Below are 15,071 nucleotides of genomic sequence, written 5' to 3'. Positions count from 1 at the left end.
CCGCGGCCACTAGTGACGATCGGACATCAACCGTCAGGGGCGCCGTACGTCATGTCAGCCCAGGTCGCGGTTGCGCAGGCGGATCAGCGCCGCGGTGGTGAGCAGCGCGGCCAGCCCCAGGATCACGGCCAGTGGCGCCACGCTGAACGGCTCTCCCGACACCGTGTTGGGCGTGTAGTGGAACGGCTCGATCCGGCTCCACCCCCACAGCCCGATCAGAGGCCCCACCAGGTCACCCGCCACGACCACCACGCCCCAGACCGTCCACGACAGCGCCACCGACACCCGCGGCAGCACCCCCACGGCGAAGGCGGCGACCGCTCCCACGAGCCAGGCCGCCGGCACGTGCTCGAGCGCGGCCGACGTCATCCTGCCCACCGCGGGTTCGTCCATGGCCAGCGAGTAGACCAGCCCCGTGACGAACCCGCCGAGGGCCAGCAGCACCAGCGTGCCGAGCGCGCCCACGACCAGGTGCGCCGCCGCCCAGCGGAGCCGGCTCACCGCGGTGGACAGCAGGGCCTCCGCGTGGCCGGAGTACTCCTCCTGGTGCAGCCCGAGCGTGGCGAGCACGGGGTAGAGCGCGACCGTGTACGCCAGCAGGAGCACGATGATCCACAGGTACGCGTCCACCGGATCCCCGGACGGCCCTCCGTACCGCTGGATGAACGCGTCCAGGACCGGCCCCGGCTGCTCCGCGAGGCGGGGCGCGACGTTGCTGAGGCTCGAGAAGAGCGCCGCGGCCACCGTCACGCCCACGGCCCACTTCACCAGCAGGCCGCGCTGCAGCCGCCAGGCCAGGCCGAACGCCCCCTTCAGGTACGGCCCCGTGGCCGGCCCGGGGCGTACGGGAAGCAGACCGGAGTCCAGGTCGCGACGTGCGGACAGTCCGTACGCGAGCACCAGCAGGACAGCGGTCACCAGCAGCGACACGATCAGCGCCCACCATCGATCGGCCGCGTAGGGGCGCACCAGGTGGCTCCAGCCGAGCGGCGACACCCACGTCAGCAGGCTCACGCCAGAGGCGTCGCCGGCGTAGCGCAGCACGTAGGACATGCCGAGTACGAGCAGCCCGAGCGTGGTCGCGGTACGCGTGGTCCGCGCGAGCTGCGTGGTCACCGCACCCACCGCGGCGAAGACCCAGCCCGCCGCAGTGATCGCGGCCCCGTACGCGAGAGACCCGGCCGTCTCCATGCCGATCGCGACGAGCACGGCCGAGGTGAGCGCCCCGGCGAGCAGTGCGGCGACGGCGGCGGTGACGAGGGCCGCGGTGAGCGGCGCGGCCCGGCCTATCACGCCGGACAACATCAGCTCCTGCCGCCCGGACTCCTCCTCCGCCCTGGTGTGCCTGATGACGATGGTCAAGGCCATCCAGGCGGTCAGCAGGAAGAGCAGCCCGCCGCTCCGCCAGGCCGCCATCGCGCCGATCGAGGGCTCGGTCACGGGGCCGCCGAGGCCGAGGAAGATCGGGTTGCCGGAGATCACCCGCGCGTACGTGCGCAGCGTCTCCTGGGTGGGGAAATAGCCCTTGATGTAGGAGACCAGGCCGGCGCCGAGCATGACGATGACGAGGATCCAGACGGCCGAGCGCACGCGTTCGCCGCGGACCGCCAGCTTGAGCAGCAGGGTCATCGCGCGGCCCCCTGGTAGTGACGCAGGAACAGCTCTTCCAGACTCGGCGGGCTGCAGGTCAGGCCGCGTACGCCGACGGCGGACAGGCGGGCGAGCAGCCCGTCGAGCGCGTCGGAGTCGGCCTGGCAGGTGAGGCGGCCGTTCTCGACCCGCACGTCGTGCACGCCGGGGAGGTCGCGAACGGAGCCGGGGGAGCCCACCAGGTCGGCGGTGATCGAGGTACGGGTGAGGTGGCGCAGGTCGGAGAGGGTGCCCGACTCCACGGCGCGCCCCGCGCGGATGATGGTGACCCGGTCGCACAGAGCCTCGACCTCGGAGAGTATGTGGCTGGACAGCAGGACCGTGCGGCCCGCGCGCTTCTCCTCCGCCACGCTCGTACGGAAGGCGTCCTCCATCAGCGGGTCGAGGCCCGAGGTCGGTTCGTCGAGGATCAGCAGCTCGGCCCGGGAGGAGAGCGCGGCGACCAGCGCGACTTTCTGGCGGTTGCCCTTGGAGTAGGTGCGGGTCTTCTTGCGCGGGTCGAGCTCGAACCTGTCCATCAGCTCGGCGCGGCGTCGCCGGTCGAGTCCGCCTCTCGCCCGGCCGAGCAGGTCGATCACCTCGCCTCCGGTGAGCGCGGGCCACAGGGTCACGTCGCCCGGCACGTACGCCAGGCGCCGGTGCAGCTCGGTGGCCTGCCGCCACGGGTCGCCGCCGAGCAGCCTGACCGTGCCGGAGGTGGCCCGGATGAGGCCGAGGAGGATGCGGATGGTGGTGGACTTTCCCGCGCCGTTCGGGCCGAGGAAGCCGTGCACCTCGCCGGCGCGTACGGACAGGTCGAGCCCGTCGAGTGCGCGGGTCGCGCCGTACGACTTCGTCAGCGCGGCGACCGAGATCAAGTCGTCCATGGGTGTTTCCTTCTGAGAAGGCATGGCGGGATCGCGGCGCGGCCCGGAAACCCGCCGCGTCCGCTCAGGGGTTCAGCCGGAGGCCTGGTCGAGCACCTTGGCAAGGCCGGCGATGGCGGTCCTGGCCGACTCGATGCGCCTGGTCTGCGCCTCGTCGGTCCAGCCGAGCCGCATGCCCTCCGCCGCCAGCTCGTCGAACGCGGTGAACGCGGCGAGCTTCTGCCGGATGACCTTGGACCAGGCGTCGTCCTCTATCTGGTAGTAGACGTTCCGCTCCCCGGGCTTGCGGAACCGCCGGATCAATTTGATGGACGTCAGGAGGTGCATGTTCGTCGTCAGCGACGCGCGGCTCGCGCCGATGGCCTCGGCGATGTCGCTCGCGGTCTGCGCCGGCGGGTCGCAGGCCATGAGCCAGCCCAGGACGCGGCCCGTGATCGGGGCGAGGCCCCACTCCTGAGAGACGAACGCCGCCACCCGCTCGACCCACGCGAGCACCCGCTCGCGGTCGGGGCCGTCCTGCGTGCTCATGCGGTCATCCTAACGTTCAGCATCTTGCCCAGCAATTTCAGACTAAACTGAAATTGCTGGCATCGCAAGCGGTCAGCTGGTCGAGCGGGTCATCCGCCTGACCAGCTGTGCCTTCGCGCCCTCGTCCCCTGGCAGGCCCCGGTCGGCGAGCCCTTCCCTGATCCGCTCACGGAACTCGACCGGCCGATGGTCGTCGTACTTGAACTTGCCCCGCGCACCCACCACCTCCAGCCGCAGCCCCCGGATCGCCGACAACATCCTGCGGTACGGCCCCGCGTCCGCGGCCACCTCGCCGTACCCGCCGTCGGGCTGGTGGTGGGCCAGCTGGCGGCGCAGGATGTCGGCCTTGCCCTCCTTGTCGTCCACGATCCGCGCCCGGCAGGTGAGCTGCACCGAGGCGTAGTAGCTGGTCGGCACGCCGTCATCGGGGGAGTCGGAGCGCCAGGTCGAGGGGATGTAGGCGTAGTCGTCGTGCACGCTCACCACCGCCACCGGGTTGGCCTCCAACGCCGCCCAGATCGGGTTGGGCCTGGCCAGGTGGAGCAGGACCTCCTTGTCGCCGTCGAACAGGAAATGCGTCGGCACCACGATCGGCGGTCCGCCGTCCACGCCGTTGACGGCGAGCTGGCCGAAGTCGCGCGTACGCAGCCAGGTCCGCCATTCGTCGCCGTCATGTGCCGCGTCCCAAGGATGAATGAGCACTCGCGCCTCTTTGTATTAGTACATAATGTAGTTTGTGGCAGAAAAATACCTGATTAGCGGTGGGACGGCCAGCGACATAGCGGCCGGGGTCGAGCTCGCCGTGTCCGAGGGGCGGCTGCCACCAGGCGCGATGCTCCCTCCTGTGCGCGAGCTGGCCACCGGCTCCGGAGTCAGCCCCGGCACGGCGGCGGCCGCGTACCGGCTGCTGCGCGAGCGGGGCGTCATCGAGACCGCCGGGCGGCGGGGCACCCGGGTCAGGCCGCGACCCGCGAGCACGTTCCGGGAGGAGATCCGCGTCGAGGTGCCCCCGGGCGTGCGTGACCTGTCCAAGGGCAACCCCGATCCGGCCCTCCTGCCACCGCTCGGGGACGCCCTCGCCGCCGCGGCCCGCGCGCACGAGGAGCGGCCCGCCATGTACGGCACGGGTGATGACGAGGAGCTGCTCGCCCTGGCCGGGGAGCGCATGCGCGCGGACGGCATCCCGGCCGCGCCGGTGGCGGTCACGTCCGGCACCCTCGACGCGGCCGAACGCGTGCTGGCCGCCTGTCTGCGCCCCGGCGACGCGGTGGCCGTGGAGGATCCCGGCTGGACGGCCCTGCTCGACCTGGTCGCCGTCATGGGGTTGCGTCCCGTGCCGATGCGGCTCGACGACGAAGGCCCCCTGCCCACGGAGCTCGGCCGGGCCCTGCGTGCGGGCGTCCGCGCCGTGGTGATCACGGCCCGCGCCCAGAACCCGACCGGCGCCGCCGTCTCCGGCGGACGCGCGCATGTGCTGCGCGAGTTGCTGGCGGCGTACCCGGAGGTGCTGCTCGTCGAGGACGACCACGGCTCCGGCTTCGTGGACCTTCCCTTGCACTCGCTGGCGGGTGTCACGCGGCGCTGGGTGCTCATGCGTTCGACGGCCAAGGCGTTCAGCCCCGACCTCCGCGTCGCCCTGATCACCGGAGACCCGGTCACGCTCGACCGGCTGCGCGGCCGGCAGCGGCTCGCCGCGGGCTGGGTCAGCCACCTGCTGCAGCGCGCCGTCGCCCACCTCTGGCGGACGGACGCGGTGGACACGGCGGCGGTGGCGGCCTCGTACGGGCGGCGCCGGGACGGCCTGGTGACGGCGCTGGCCGTACGCGGCATACGCGCGCACGGGCGCAGCGGGCTCAACGTGTGGGTCCCCGTCGCGGACGAGGCCACCGCGATCACCCGCCTGCTGGCCCGCGGCTGGGCCGCCGCGCCCGGCGCGCGCAACCGCATCGGCACGCCGCCCGCCCTGCGCCTCACCGTCTCGCCCCTGCGCGCCGACGAGATACACCGGCTCGCCGACGACCTCGCCGCCGCCGTGCGCCCTGCTTCAAGCGGCGGCCCGTACGGCTAGTCGCACGGACCTTCAGGCGCTGGGGATGCCGGCTTCGGCGCGGTCGGCGTCGACCACGTCACCGAACAGGGCGGTGACCGCGGTGGCGAGGTCGCCCAGCTCGGCGTCGGAGGGGGCCGCATCGCTCTCGAACGCCCGCCGCACCGTGACGGCGAGCAGGTCGGCCCGCTGCTCCCGGCCGTCCGCCGGGGCGCCGGCCTCCGCCCGCAGGAAACCCTCGAAGGTCGCCTGGTAGGCGTAGCCGAGCCGGTCCACGTCCAGGTCGTCGCGGAGCAGGCCCCGCCCGGCCAGCAGCTCCAGGTAGCCGCGTCCCATCTTGGCGTGCCGCTCCTCGCGATCGGGGGAGCCGGTGAGCTTGCCGAGCAGCTCGGGGTCGGCCAGGAGGAATCCCAGCAGCAGCGGTCTGGACGTGATGGCCAGGAAGTAGGCGCGGGCAAAACGGTGCAGCCGGCACTCCTGCGGATCCGCCAGCAGGGCCTGCCGCACCTGGTCGATCGCCGAGCCGACCTCGCGCGTGAGGACGGCGCCGAACAGCTGCTCGCGGGTCTTCCAGTGCAGGTAGACGGTGCCCTTGCCGATGCCGGCGCCGGCGGCCACGTCATCGATGGTCACTCGTCTGTAGCCGTGGCGCTGGAGCAGGTCGGCGGCCGCGTCGAGGATGCGCGTCCCGCGCTCGGCCCGCTGGTCGGGGTCCCGGAGTCGTTCGCTCACACCAGCATTATGACCAGATGTCAGTTTTAGTCAACTGGAAGATATCTGTTGACTAATTTTCAAAATCAGTCATAAGTTGATGGCGTCACAAGACGAGAGGAGCACGAGATGTCCCCCACGGTTCTGATCTCCGGAGCCGGCATCGCCGGCAGCACCCTGGCGTACTGGCTGGCCGAGCAGGGCTTCCGCCCCACCGTCGTCGAGCGCGCGGCGGGGCTGCGCTCCAGCGGCAGCCCGGTCGACGTTCGCGGCCCGGCCGTCGAGGTGGCCGAGCGCATGGGTGTGATGGACAGGCTGCGCGACGCCGCCACCACCGCGACCGGGATGGCCTTCGTCAACGACGCGGGCCGGCGGGTGGGCGGCGTCAACACCCGGGCCATCCAGCGGGCCGGCGGGAGCCGCGAGGTCGAGGTGACCCGCACCGATCTGGCGACCATCCTGTACGAGGCCGGCCGCGACTCTGCCGAGTACCTGTTCGGCGACACCATGACCGCGATCAGCCAGGACGACACCGGTGTCGAGGTCACCTTCGAGAAGGCCGCGCCGCGCCGGTACGACCTGGTGGTCGGCGCCGACGGGCTGCACTCGATGACGCGCCGGCTGGCCTTCGGCCCCGAGAGCGCCTTCGTCCGCCACATGGGCCTCTACGTCGCCACGATGCCGCTGGACGGCCCGGCCGAGCGTCGGAGCGAGGTGGTCATCCACAACTCGCCCGGCCGCATGGTCGCCATCCACCCGGTCCGCGGCCGCGCCCTGGCCGCCTTCATCTTCCGCGGCCCGGCCGTCGACGGCTTCGACCACCGCGACACCGAGCAGCACATGCGCATCCTCGGCGACGCCTACGCCGGCGCCGGCTGGCAGGTGCCGGAGCTGCTGGAGCGGGCCCGGGCCGCCGAGGACCTGTGGTTCGACTCGGTCAGTCAGGTGCGCATCGATCGCTGGCACGACGGCCGCGTGGCGCTGCTGGGCGACGCCGCCTCCTCGGTGTCGCTGTTCGGCGACGGCTCCACGCTGGCCATGTCCGGCGCCTACACCCTGGCCAAGGAGCTGGCGGCCTCGCCCGGCGACCCTCAGGCGGCCTTCGCCCGCTACGAGGCCGAGCACCGCACTCTGGTCGGCCCCAGGCAGGACAACGTCGCGGCGGCCGCCGCGTTGATGGTCCCGGCCACCCGGATCGGCATCGACGCGCGGAACCTGGCCTCCCGGTTCTGGCCCGCCGCTGCCGCCGCGAGCTGGGTGCGCAACCGCCTCGTCCCGCGCCGCGAGCCGGCGGCCACGGCCGCCTGATCCTGCTCGGGGGCTGGTCCACGGAGCTTAGATCCGTGTTACGCGCTCCCTCTTATGGTGACGCCCAAGGAGATTCCGGGAGTTGCCCATGTCACAGCGACAGGTGAAGCGCAGGCGCGCCGCACTGCGGCGCGAGGAGGCCTTGCTACAGGAGCACCGCAGGCGTCTGAGACGAAGGTTCCTGTACGGCGCCGCCGCGGTCGTGACGGTGGTGGCCGCGGTGACCGCGGCGCTGGTGCTCACCTCCATCAGCACGCCGGACAAGGCCTCACCCGCCGCAACCGCCACCTCTCCCGCTCCGGCTTCTTCCACGCCCACCTCGCCCGCCTCGGGTTCGCCCACCGCCGGCGCGTCGCCCAAGGCGACGACGTCCAAGCGGTGAGGCGTCCAGGAGAGGGCTACCACTGGCGAACAGCGGCACGGAGTCCACACACAGCGCGGGAGGGCGTGCACTGCGCCCCGCTTCCGCTTCTCCCTGAAGGTCACTGCCGGCGTGGGCGTGAGCCTGTGGATCCGAGTAGGTGAACCCCGTCGTGGTGACGGATGGCCGGGACTCCGCTGCCCTGCATGGCGTCGAGTACGCGGATGCCGAACGCTGGAGACGCGAGCGCGTTGACTTCGTCGGCCGTTGCCCACTTGAAGGCGCAGCGCGAGGCGATTTGCGCTCCCATTGCGCAGGCAAGAGCGCTGGGTCTGTCTCGAAGCCGCGGGTGACCATTCACCGGACGTCTTAGCTCTGGCAAGTAGCGGTGTCTACCTTGCAGTTTCGGTGGGAGCTGACGCATGGCCCTCTTCTACGAGTGCGGCCAGGTTCGCCAGCGCCATCCGTGTGCCTGTCTCGTTGTCGGCGGCGGGCACGACATCGGGGATCCCGTCGTGCACCATGACGACCTCGGTGCCGTCACCGGCGTCGGTGAGCGTCGTCGTCATCGTCATGGTCCCGCGCAGCGCGGGATCCGCTGTCTCGAACTCGAGGACCTCGACCACCCGCTCGTCCGGAACGAGCTCCGCGAAGTGGCCGTGGTACGTGTCGGTGTGCGATGCCGACTTGCCGGTCGGTCCGGGGGCGCCGTAGGTGAGCGAGATCCGGAACGAGCCGCCCTCGCGAGCGTCGAACTCGTGGACATGGCTGCTCATGCCCACTGGCACCCGCCACTTTGCGATCGCGTCCGCATCCACGAGTGCCTGGTAAATGGCCGAACGCGGCGCGTTCACGTGCTGAGAGACCCGCGTCGAGTACATGTGGCCGACCTTACCGGCGCATCATCGTCACGCCCAGCCCCAAGCCCGCCGCGCTCCGGCTTTGTCCGGCCCTTGCCGTCAGGAGGTCCGTGAGTCCCACCAGCGCGGCGATGCGTCATCTGTGAGGGACAGGAGGCGTCGGCCGGGTGGAATCACTCGAACAGTACTGTCACGTCCAAGCCGCCCCCGGGGCGTGGGTGGGCCGTCAGCTGCGCGCCGTGTGCTTCGGCGACGGCCTGCACGATGACCAGGCCTAGACCGTGGCCGTCGGCGGTGTGGGTTCGTTGGGTACCGAGTCGCTGGAACGGTTGGAAAAGCCGTCCTAGGTCCTGTGATCGGATGGTTGGGCCGGTGTTGCCGACCGATAGGCGGGCGCAACCATGCGTGAGCTCGGTGGCGATGGTGACGTGTCCGTCGGGAATGTTGTGGTGGAGGGCGTTGTCGACCAGGTTGCCGATCATGCTGGCGATGAGGTCGGGGTCACCGCTGATCGGTGCCGGGTCCAGCGATGCCTGGACCGTGATGGTTCGCCGGTCGGCCTCCGCACGGCGTGACAGCATCACCCCCTTGGTGACATCAGCCAGGTCGACCACTTCCCGGTGCTCGATGCCCTTCTGTCCTTCCGCCAGCGTGAGCAGGGCGTCGATCAACCGTTCCTGCTGTTCTCCGAGACCGAGTGCTTCCTCGCACGCGGCTCGCAGGCTGGCCTCGCTCGCTTCGGGGTCGGCGAGCGCGACCTGGAGTACGGCGCGCTGACCGGCCAGCGGGGTGCGCAGCTCATGCGAGGCGTTGGCCACGAAGTGGCGCTGCGCCGCGAACGAGGAGTCCAGCCGCTCGAACAGGTCGTCGAGGGTGCGCCCCAGCTTGGTCAGCTCGTCGTCCGGGCCGCGCAGGCCGAGCCGCCGGTTGAGGTTGGTGGCGGAGATCTCCTGGGCGGTCACGGTCATGGCGCGCAGCGGGCGGAGGAAGCGCCCGGCCAGCCACCAGGCGGTCAGCACGGTGAGGACCACGACGATGATCGCGGTGATCGCGAGCGCGGCATCGACCTGCTGGGTGGCCGTGTCGGGCGGAGGGACGGTGTCCCCGGCCCGGAGGCGGCTCTGGTCTCTGCCGAAGAGGAAGCCGGCGAGCAGCAGCATCGGGACGACGACGGTCAGAACCAGGCCGGCGTACAGCGTCGTGAGCTGCGCGCGCAGGGAAGGCCGTCGCAGGTGGTGCCGGGCGCGGCCGATGCGGCCGGCCGCCGTTTGGTCCGATGCGGGATTCATCGCGGGACTCCGATCCGGTAGCCGCCCTCACGGACGGTTTCGATCACCGGCGGTTCGCCGAGTTTGGCCCGCAACCGGCGCACCGTCGTCTTGACGGCCGTGGTGAACGGGTCAGCGGCCTCGTCCCAGACCCGTTCCAGCAACTCCTCCGTGGACACCACCCGGTCACCGGCAGCCAGCAGGCATTCCAGCAGGGCGAACTCCTTCGGGGTGAGCTCCAAGCGCCGTCCGCCACGAAAGGCCACCCGCCGGCTCGGGTCCAGGGTCAGATCTTCCGCCTGGAGGATCGGAGGAACGGCGGGCGCCGAGCGGCGCCCCAGCGCGCGCACGCGGGCCACGAGTTCGGTGAAGTCGAACGGTTTGGGCAGGTAGTCGTCGGCGCCCAAATCCAGGCCCTCGACCCGGTCTCGCACGGTGCCTGCGGCGGTGAGCATCAGCACCCGCGACCCGGCGCCACCGGCGGCGATGTTCCGGCACACGTCGTCGCCGGGTGTGCCGGGCAGGTCGCGGTCCAGCACCACCACGTCGTATCGGGTGGCGGCCAGGTGGGCCAGAGCGTCGTCGCCGTCGAGAACGACGTCCACCGCCATGCCCTCGCGGCGCAGCCCGGTCCCGATCGTCCTGGCCAGAACCTCGAAGTCTTCGACGACCAGAACTCGCACGACCGTCCTCCTTCTCGCCCGGTGGTGGTGCCGTCCCCGTCCACCGGGTTCGGTAGGCGCGGCCGCACTGCTCACGATGCCAGGGATCCGGTGTCGGCCGGGTGTCAGCCGCTGACACCCGGCTGACACCGGCCGTGCCGTACAACCTTCCCGGGAAGGCGTCCACGACAGGCACGACCCGTGAGCACGGTGTCCGTCACACGAGCGAAATTCCCCTTCGGAAAGGACCAGATGTGAGAGATCCAGGGTTGACGCGGCGTAGGTTCATCGCCGTCACCGGTGCCGGTACGGCGGCCGGTGGACTGCTGACGGCAGGCTCGACGGGCAGCGCCGGCGGGCAGCTGACGGCCGGCTCGGCGGGCGGGGCCGACGCGGCCCCACGGGACCTCACCCAGGGCGTGCTCGCGGCCTTCGAGCGCCACCGGCTCGTTGCGATCGGTGAGTCACACGGCCAGCAGGAACACGGTGACGCGCAGCAGATGCTGCTTGCCGATCCGCGGTTGCCGCGGGTGGTCGACGACATCGTCGTTGAGTTCGGCAACGCGCTGTACCAGCCGATCGTTGACCGGTTCGTCGCCGGCGCGGCTGTCGACGACCAAGTGTTGCGGCAGGTCTGGCGGAACACCACGCAGTCGCCCGGGGCCACCGGCGACCAGCCGATCCGTGAACAGTTCTTCCGGACGGTCCGCGCCGTCAACGCGACGCTGCCTGCGGAGCGGAGGATCCGGGTGCTGCTCGGGGATCCGCCGATCGACTGGTCCCACATCACCACCCAAGACCAAGTGGATGTCTTTCTCGCCCAACGCGACGCCCACATGGCGTCAGTGGTGAAACGGGAAGTGCTCGCCAAGAAACGCCGGGCACTGATCTGCTACGGCAGCGGGCACGTGATGCACTCGCCGGCACCGGGGCAGAACGCCGACCACGGAGTCCCGCTGATCGAGGAACAGACCGGCCAGCACGTCTACGTGATCGTGGCCGGTAGCCATCCCCGCCTGGCGACCTGTCCACGGCGCACCGTGATCCCGTGCCGGGGCACCTGGCTGGAATCCACCGACGCGGGACAGTTCATGGACGCGCCGCGGCTGTGCGGCGTCCCCTTGGGAAGGCTGGCCGACGCCGTGCTGTACCTGGGGCAACTGACGGACCTGACGCAGTCGCTGTGGAACCCCGCGATCTTCCTCGACCCGGTGTACTGGGCGGAACTCCAGAGGCGCAACGCGATCAACGGGAACCTCATCGACCTGGAGCAGTACCGGCAGCAGCAGCCGATCACTTTGCCCGCGCCACCTCCCGTGAGCTGCGCCGCCAACCGTGGTCACTGACAGCGAGAAGCACGGATCCACCCCAGGGCGCTCATCCGAAGACCCTTGAGTGGAAGACGACAAGCCTTCAGCGATCATGAGTGCCCGGTTACGCGCACCTACGCGAAGACCGAGGAGGGGCATAATGGCGGCCGATGCCGAAATTTCAGGAACTGTCTGGATATGCGGCGGCGATCGCGCCCGTCATCGACGCGGCTCACGTCAACGTACACGCCTCGGCTCGCAGGGCGGTCGCCGAATTGTCCGAGACCTCCGGCGTGAGCCCGGGGTTCCTGTCCGACCTGCGGTTCACGCTGCCGCTCCGGTCCCTGACCCGAACCGGCCTCGGCACGATCTATCGCTACGGAGACGCCGGCGGGCGCGAGTCCGGCATCCAGGAGCACCTCCGTGAGGGCACCCTGACCGAGGACGGTGACGGGGTGCTGAGTGTGACGACAGTGGGGCTGGAGTTCATCCGGCGCCTGTACGACGTGCACGGCGCCGTGGTCGACCGGATCTGGGCCGGCCACGACCTGCCCGGGCTGGCCCGGCTGGCGGGCAGGGTGCTCGATCACGCCGAACGCCTGCCAGGCGGCGCCCTGGCGCTCATGGCGCCGCCCTACGAGCCCGGCGGGGCCGTCCCCGGGGTGCTGCTGTTCAACCGGCTCGCCGCACTCCGGTATCACCGTGCCGACGCGCATGCCGCGGCCTGGCAGGCGGAGGGCCTGTCCGTGGCCGAGATCGTCGGCCTGCGGGACGGGCCCGTCCATGCCCGGATCGAGGCGGACACCAACCTGCGGGCCGCCGCGCCGTACGAGATCCTCTCCGAGGACGAGCGGCAGACCCTGTACGACGGCCTGCTGAAGCTGATCTAAAGAGACGCCAGCAGCCGGCCCACCTGCGTGCGGTCGTTCACACCCAGCTTGTCGTACGCCGCCTGCAGGTGATTGGCGGCCGTACGCGTGGACAACGTCAGCCGGTCGGCGATCTGGCGGTTCGTCAGACCGGCCGCCGCGAGCTGGACGATCTCCCGCTGGCGCGGCGTGAGCTCAGGCGTGGCCAGCTCCACCAGCGCCGGAGTCGACACGCCCGGGCAGCGCTTGGACAGCGCCCACGCCCTGGTCTGCGCGCCCCTGGCCAGCGCGCCGCGACCCGCGTCCCGGTACGCCGCCGCCTCCTGCGCCGTGGCCTCGGCCGCGAAGAGCAGCAGCCCCAGCCGCTCGAACTCCCCGGCCACCGCCCCCAGCGAAGCCGGGTCGCAGGCGGCCCGCGCGTGCCTGGACAGAAGCCTGACCAGAGGCCCGTCCACCCGTTCCGCCAGCGCGGAAAGCCGGTCCGCCGCCGGAACTCCCAGCCGCACCAGGTCGTGCAGAGCGAACATCATGTTGCCGTGCAGCTCGTGCTTCTCCGCGTGGTCCACGGCCTCCAGGCAGAGCCGTACCGCACCGTCCAGGTCGCCGTCCGCCGCGGCCACCCATACCGCGGCCTGCATCGCGTGCTGCCGGGTGAACGCCCACCTGGACGCCGGCGCCCAGGCCTCCGCCAGCACCTCCCGAGCCTGCGCCGTACGGCCCAGCAGGGCCAGCGCGTGCGCCTGCTCGGCCAGCACCCGCCCCAGGTACGGTTCCCGGGCGGGCGTCCTGGCCAGATCGTCCCCGCACCAGCGCAGCGCGCCCGCGACGTCCCCGCGCAACCGGCTGACCATCGCCCGGTAGGCCGCGAACCCCGACACGGAGAGCTCGGCCGCCGGCAGCTCCATCCCCTGCTCCGCGGTCCTGGCCGCCGCGTCCAGCCGCCCGGAGAACGCCTGCGCGGCACAGAGCGCGTCCAGGAAGCTCGGCAGCGCGTGCGGCGCCTCGTCCCGCCAGCTCTCCAGGGCGGGCATTGTCCGCCCGGCGATGGCCAGGCTGGACTCGGCACGCCCCGAGTACGCCGCGACCCACGCCTCCATGGACGCCGCGTGCGCGTCGGCGCGCACCGACATCGGCCCGTACGTGCGGGCTCGTGCCAGCGACCGCGCCGCCCCGGTCAGCCGACCGGCGAAGCAGTCGGTCACGGCCCGGTAGACGTGGGCCTCCTGGAGCCAGGCGGGTTCGGTCAGCGTGCGCGTGGCCACGTCGAGCACCTCGCACGCCTCGGCGTCCGCGCCCGCCCATGCCAGGTTGATGCCCAGGCTGTAGGCGTACTGGGCGCGATCGGCCTCGGTGACCGCGTCGCGAGCCGCCCGCCGCAGTGTCGCCAGCGCCGAGTCCGCGTCGCCCAGGACCATGAGCACCTCGCCGAGCAGCGCGACCGCGGCGACGCCCGCGCCCGCCTCGATCGCGGCCCTCGCCAGGCGCTCGGCCAGCCTGGGGTCCTGCCTGCCCCAGGCCAGCCGGGCGGCCGACGCCAGCGTCTCCGGGGCGGCGGCCGACCCGCTGTCGAGCCGCCACACTGCCGCCCGCAGCTCGTCCTCGCGCCGCCGCAGCCCGCTGGACTCCAGCGCGTCGGCCAGCATGCGCAGCCGCCGCCGCGTCCGTATCGTGCCGCAGCCGCCGCGTACCACCTCTCCGTAGAGTGGGTGGCCGAGCCGCAGCTGCTCGCGCCTGCCCTCGCTCACGGCCACGACCAGGCCGCGGTCCTCGACCCGCTCGACCGCCCGAGCCGATGTCAGCGACGCCAGCAGCTCCGTGCCCAGCGGCTCCCCGAACGCCACCAGCTCCAGCACCTCGCGCTCGTCCTCGTCGAGATGACCGATGCGCTCGCCGACCAGCTCGCGCAGCCGGGTCGACATGGACAGCTCGCCGCGCCAGCGCCACTGGCCGTCCCGCTCGGCCAGGCAGCCGCTGTTGCGCCCCGCATGCACGACTTCGCGCAGGTAGAGCACGTTCCCCTCGCTGACCCGGGCGAGGTGACGTACGGTCTCCGCGGCCACCTCGCCGCCGAGCGCGCCCGCGAGCACCTGCCCGACCTCGTCCCTGGTCAGTGGCGGCAGCTCGATCCTGTCGAGCAGCTCGTCCTTCCACAGCGCGGCCACGGGGGCCGGCAGTGGCTCGCCCGAGCGTACGGTCACCACTACGCGTGCCGTGCCGCTCTCCGCCAGGTAGTGCACCAGCGCCGCCGAGGCCGGGTCCAGCCGGTGCGCGTCGTCCACGCTCACCAGCAGCTCGCCCCGCGGCGCGCGGTCGCGCAGATGCCGGGCGGCCCAGTGCAGCAGGTTCTCGCCGTCCTGCGGCGGCCCCGTCAGCACGTGCGCGAACGCGCCGAACGGGATCATCGACCCGGTCTCCGTGCCGAGCGCGCGCACCACCACGTACCCCGGCAACCCGGCCAGCGCCTCCGCCGCCAGCCTGCTCTTGCCGACCCCTGCCTCACCGGCGATCATCACGCCTGCTCCCGACCGCAGCGTCGCACGCACGGCCGCGAGCGGCCCCCCTCGCCCGACGAACGGCCAACCGCTCCCCTGCTCGCTCATCGCGCCTCCTCTCGACACCCATCGTCGGGAC

14 protein-coding genes are annotated in these 15,071 nt (G+C 71.8%); 5 read left to right on the top strand and 9 right to left on the bottom strand.

Translation table 11 applies throughout. The annotated features are described in order from the left end of the window. Nucleotides 1-54 precede the first annotated feature (54 nt). From ACQPWU_RS00890 to ACQPWU_RS00875, 4 genes are all read right to left on the bottom strand, one after another. On the bottom strand, nucleotides 55-1,629 hold the full coding sequence (locus tag ACQPWU_RS00890) for an ABC transporter permease (RefSeq protein ID WP_433436160.1): 1,575 nt from the start codon (nucleotides 1,627-1,629) through the stop codon (nucleotides 55-57). Beyond that, nucleotides 1,626-2,516 (bottom strand): ABC transporter ATP-binding protein, encoded by an 891-nt coding sequence (locus ACQPWU_RS00885; RefSeq protein ID WP_433436158.1) that lies wholly within the window; start codon nucleotides 2,514-2,516, stop codon nucleotides 1,626-1,628. Before ACQPWU_RS00885 ends, ACQPWU_RS00890 begins: the two co-directional genes overlap by 4 nt. Nucleotides 2,517-2,588: 72 nt before the next feature. Then, nucleotides 2,589-3,044: a GbsR/MarR family transcriptional regulator gene (locus tag ACQPWU_RS00880; RefSeq protein ID WP_433436157.1), complete on the bottom strand. Its 456-nt coding sequence runs from the start codon at nucleotides 3,042-3,044 to the stop codon at nucleotides 2,589-2,591. A gap of 72 nt (nucleotides 3,045-3,116) precedes the next feature. Next, nucleotides 3,117-3,746: an FMN-binding negative transcriptional regulator gene (locus tag ACQPWU_RS00875; RefSeq protein WP_433436156.1), complete on the bottom strand. Its 630-nt coding sequence runs from the start codon at nucleotides 3,744-3,746 to the stop codon at nucleotides 3,117-3,119. 34 nt (nucleotides 3,747-3,780) lie between these two features. Here ACQPWU_RS00875 and ACQPWU_RS00870 point away from each other — a divergent pair, with 34 nt between their 5' ends. Beyond that, a complete protein-coding gene (locus tag ACQPWU_RS00870) occupies nucleotides 3,781-5,112 on the top strand; it encodes an aminotransferase class I/II-fold pyridoxal phosphate-dependent enzyme (RefSeq protein WP_433436155.1) in 1,332 nt (443 codons plus the stop codon). Between the two features lie 12 nt (nucleotides 5,113-5,124). On the opposite strand, the gene ACQPWU_RS00865 is transcribed toward ACQPWU_RS00870, so the two are convergent. Beyond that, nucleotides 5,125-5,823 (bottom strand): TetR/AcrR family transcriptional regulator, encoded by a 699-nt coding sequence (locus ACQPWU_RS00865; protein WP_433436154.1) that lies wholly within the window; start codon nucleotides 5,821-5,823, stop codon nucleotides 5,125-5,127. Nucleotides 5,824-5,931: 108 nt separating this feature from the next. Here ACQPWU_RS00865 and ACQPWU_RS00860 point away from each other — a divergent pair, with 108 nt between their 5' ends. Both ACQPWU_RS00860 and ACQPWU_RS00855 read left to right on the top strand, forming a co-directional pair. Next, entirely contained in the window at nucleotides 5,932-7,110 is a 1,179-nt protein-coding gene (locus tag ACQPWU_RS00860) for an FAD-dependent monooxygenase (protein ID WP_433436153.1), read from the top strand. A gap of 88 nt (nucleotides 7,111-7,198) precedes the next feature. Then, entirely contained in the window at nucleotides 7,199-7,492 is a 294-nt protein-coding gene (locus ACQPWU_RS00855; protein ID WP_433436152.1) for a hypothetical protein, read from the top strand. A 371-nt stretch (nucleotides 7,493-7,863) separates the two neighbouring features. Here ACQPWU_RS00855 and ACQPWU_RS00850 read toward each other — a convergent pair whose 3' ends face one another. The 3 genes from ACQPWU_RS00850 to ACQPWU_RS00840 form a co-directional block, all read right to left on the bottom strand. Then, nucleotides 7,864-8,352: an SRPBCC domain-containing protein gene (locus ACQPWU_RS00850; RefSeq protein ID WP_433436151.1), complete on the bottom strand. Its 489-nt coding sequence runs from the start codon at nucleotides 8,350-8,352 to the stop codon at nucleotides 7,864-7,866. 152 nt (nucleotides 8,353-8,504) lie between these two features. After that, a complete protein-coding gene (locus ACQPWU_RS00845) occupies nucleotides 8,505-9,620 on the bottom strand; it encodes a sensor histidine kinase (RefSeq protein WP_433436150.1) in 1,116 nt (371 codons plus the stop codon). Next, nucleotides 9,617-10,282 carry a response regulator transcription factor gene (locus tag ACQPWU_RS00840; protein ID WP_433436149.1) on the bottom strand — a complete coding sequence of 222 codons (666 nt, stop codon included), beginning with the start codon at nucleotides 10,280-10,282 and terminating at the stop codon, nucleotides 9,617-9,619. Before ACQPWU_RS00840 ends, ACQPWU_RS00845 begins: the two co-directional genes overlap by 4 nt. 398 nt (nucleotides 10,283-10,680) lie before the next feature. Here ACQPWU_RS00840 and ACQPWU_RS00835 point away from each other — a divergent pair, with 398 nt between their 5' ends. Continuing rightward, nucleotides 10,681-11,607 carry a hypothetical protein gene (locus ACQPWU_RS00835; RefSeq protein WP_433436148.1) on the top strand — a complete coding sequence of 309 codons (927 nt, stop codon included), beginning with the start codon at nucleotides 10,681-10,683 and terminating at the stop codon, nucleotides 11,605-11,607. Nucleotides 11,608-11,741: 134 nt separating this feature from the next. Beyond that, nucleotides 11,742-12,461, top strand: a complete 720-nt coding sequence (locus tag ACQPWU_RS00830) for a hypothetical protein (RefSeq protein WP_433436147.1) — start codon at nucleotides 11,742-11,744, stop codon at nucleotides 12,459-12,461. On the opposite strand, the gene ACQPWU_RS00825 is transcribed toward ACQPWU_RS00830, so the two are convergent. Further along, nucleotides 12,458-15,040: a LuxR C-terminal-related transcriptional regulator gene (locus tag ACQPWU_RS00825; protein WP_433436146.1), complete on the bottom strand. Its 2,583-nt coding sequence runs from the start codon at nucleotides 15,038-15,040 to the stop codon at nucleotides 12,458-12,460. The two genes, ACQPWU_RS00830 and ACQPWU_RS00825, sit on opposite strands and share 4 nt — an antisense overlap. Between the last annotated feature and the right edge of the window lie 31 nt (nucleotides 15,041-15,071).

It is taken from the genome of Nonomuraea sp. CA-141351, assembly GCF_050944675.1.
GTDB lineage: Bacteria > Actinomycetota > Actinomycetes > Streptosporangiales > Streptosporangiaceae > Nonomuraea.
The sequence above is the reverse complement of the archived record's forward strand: the minus strand, read 5'-3'. Positions and strand labels throughout refer to the sequence as shown.

What these genes read in the sequence shown, in the direction of transcription:
- ACQPWU_RS00890 (WP_433436160.1), bottom strand. Translation starts at nt 1,629, where the DNA reads ATGACCCTGCTGCTCAAGCTGGCGGTCCGCGGCGAACGCGTGCGCTCG.
- ACQPWU_RS00885 (WP_433436158.1), bottom strand. Translation starts at nt 2,516, where the DNA reads ATGGACGACTTGATCTCGGTCGCCGCGCTGACGAAGTCGTACGGCGCG.
- ACQPWU_RS00880 (WP_433436157.1), bottom strand. Translation starts at nt 3,044, where the DNA reads ATGAGCACGCAGGACGGCCCCGACCGCGAGCGGGTGCTCGCGTGGGTC.
- ACQPWU_RS00860 (WP_433436153.1), top strand. Translation starts at nt 5,932, where the DNA reads ATGTCCCCCACGGTTCTGATCTCCGGAGCCGGCATCGCCGGCAGCACC.
- ACQPWU_RS00855 (WP_433436152.1), top strand. Translation starts at nt 7,199, where the DNA reads ATGTCACAGCGACAGGTGAAGCGCAGGCGCGCCGCACTGCGGCGCGAG.
- ACQPWU_RS00850 (WP_433436151.1), bottom strand. Translation starts at nt 8,352, where the DNA reads ATGTACTCGACGCGGGTCTCTCAGCACGTGAACGCGCCGCGTTCGGCC.
- ACQPWU_RS00845 (WP_433436150.1), bottom strand. Translation starts at nt 9,620, where the DNA reads ATGAATCCCGCATCGGACCAAACGGCGGCCGGCCGCATCGGCCGCGCC.
- ACQPWU_RS00830 (WP_433436147.1), top strand. Translation starts at nt 11,742, where the DNA reads ATGCCGAAATTTCAGGAACTGTCTGGATATGCGGCGGCGATCGCGCCC.
- ACQPWU_RS00825 (WP_433436146.1), bottom strand. Translation starts at nt 15,040, where the DNA reads ATGAGCGAGCAGGGGAGCGGTTGGCCGTTCGTCGGGCGAGGGGGGCCG.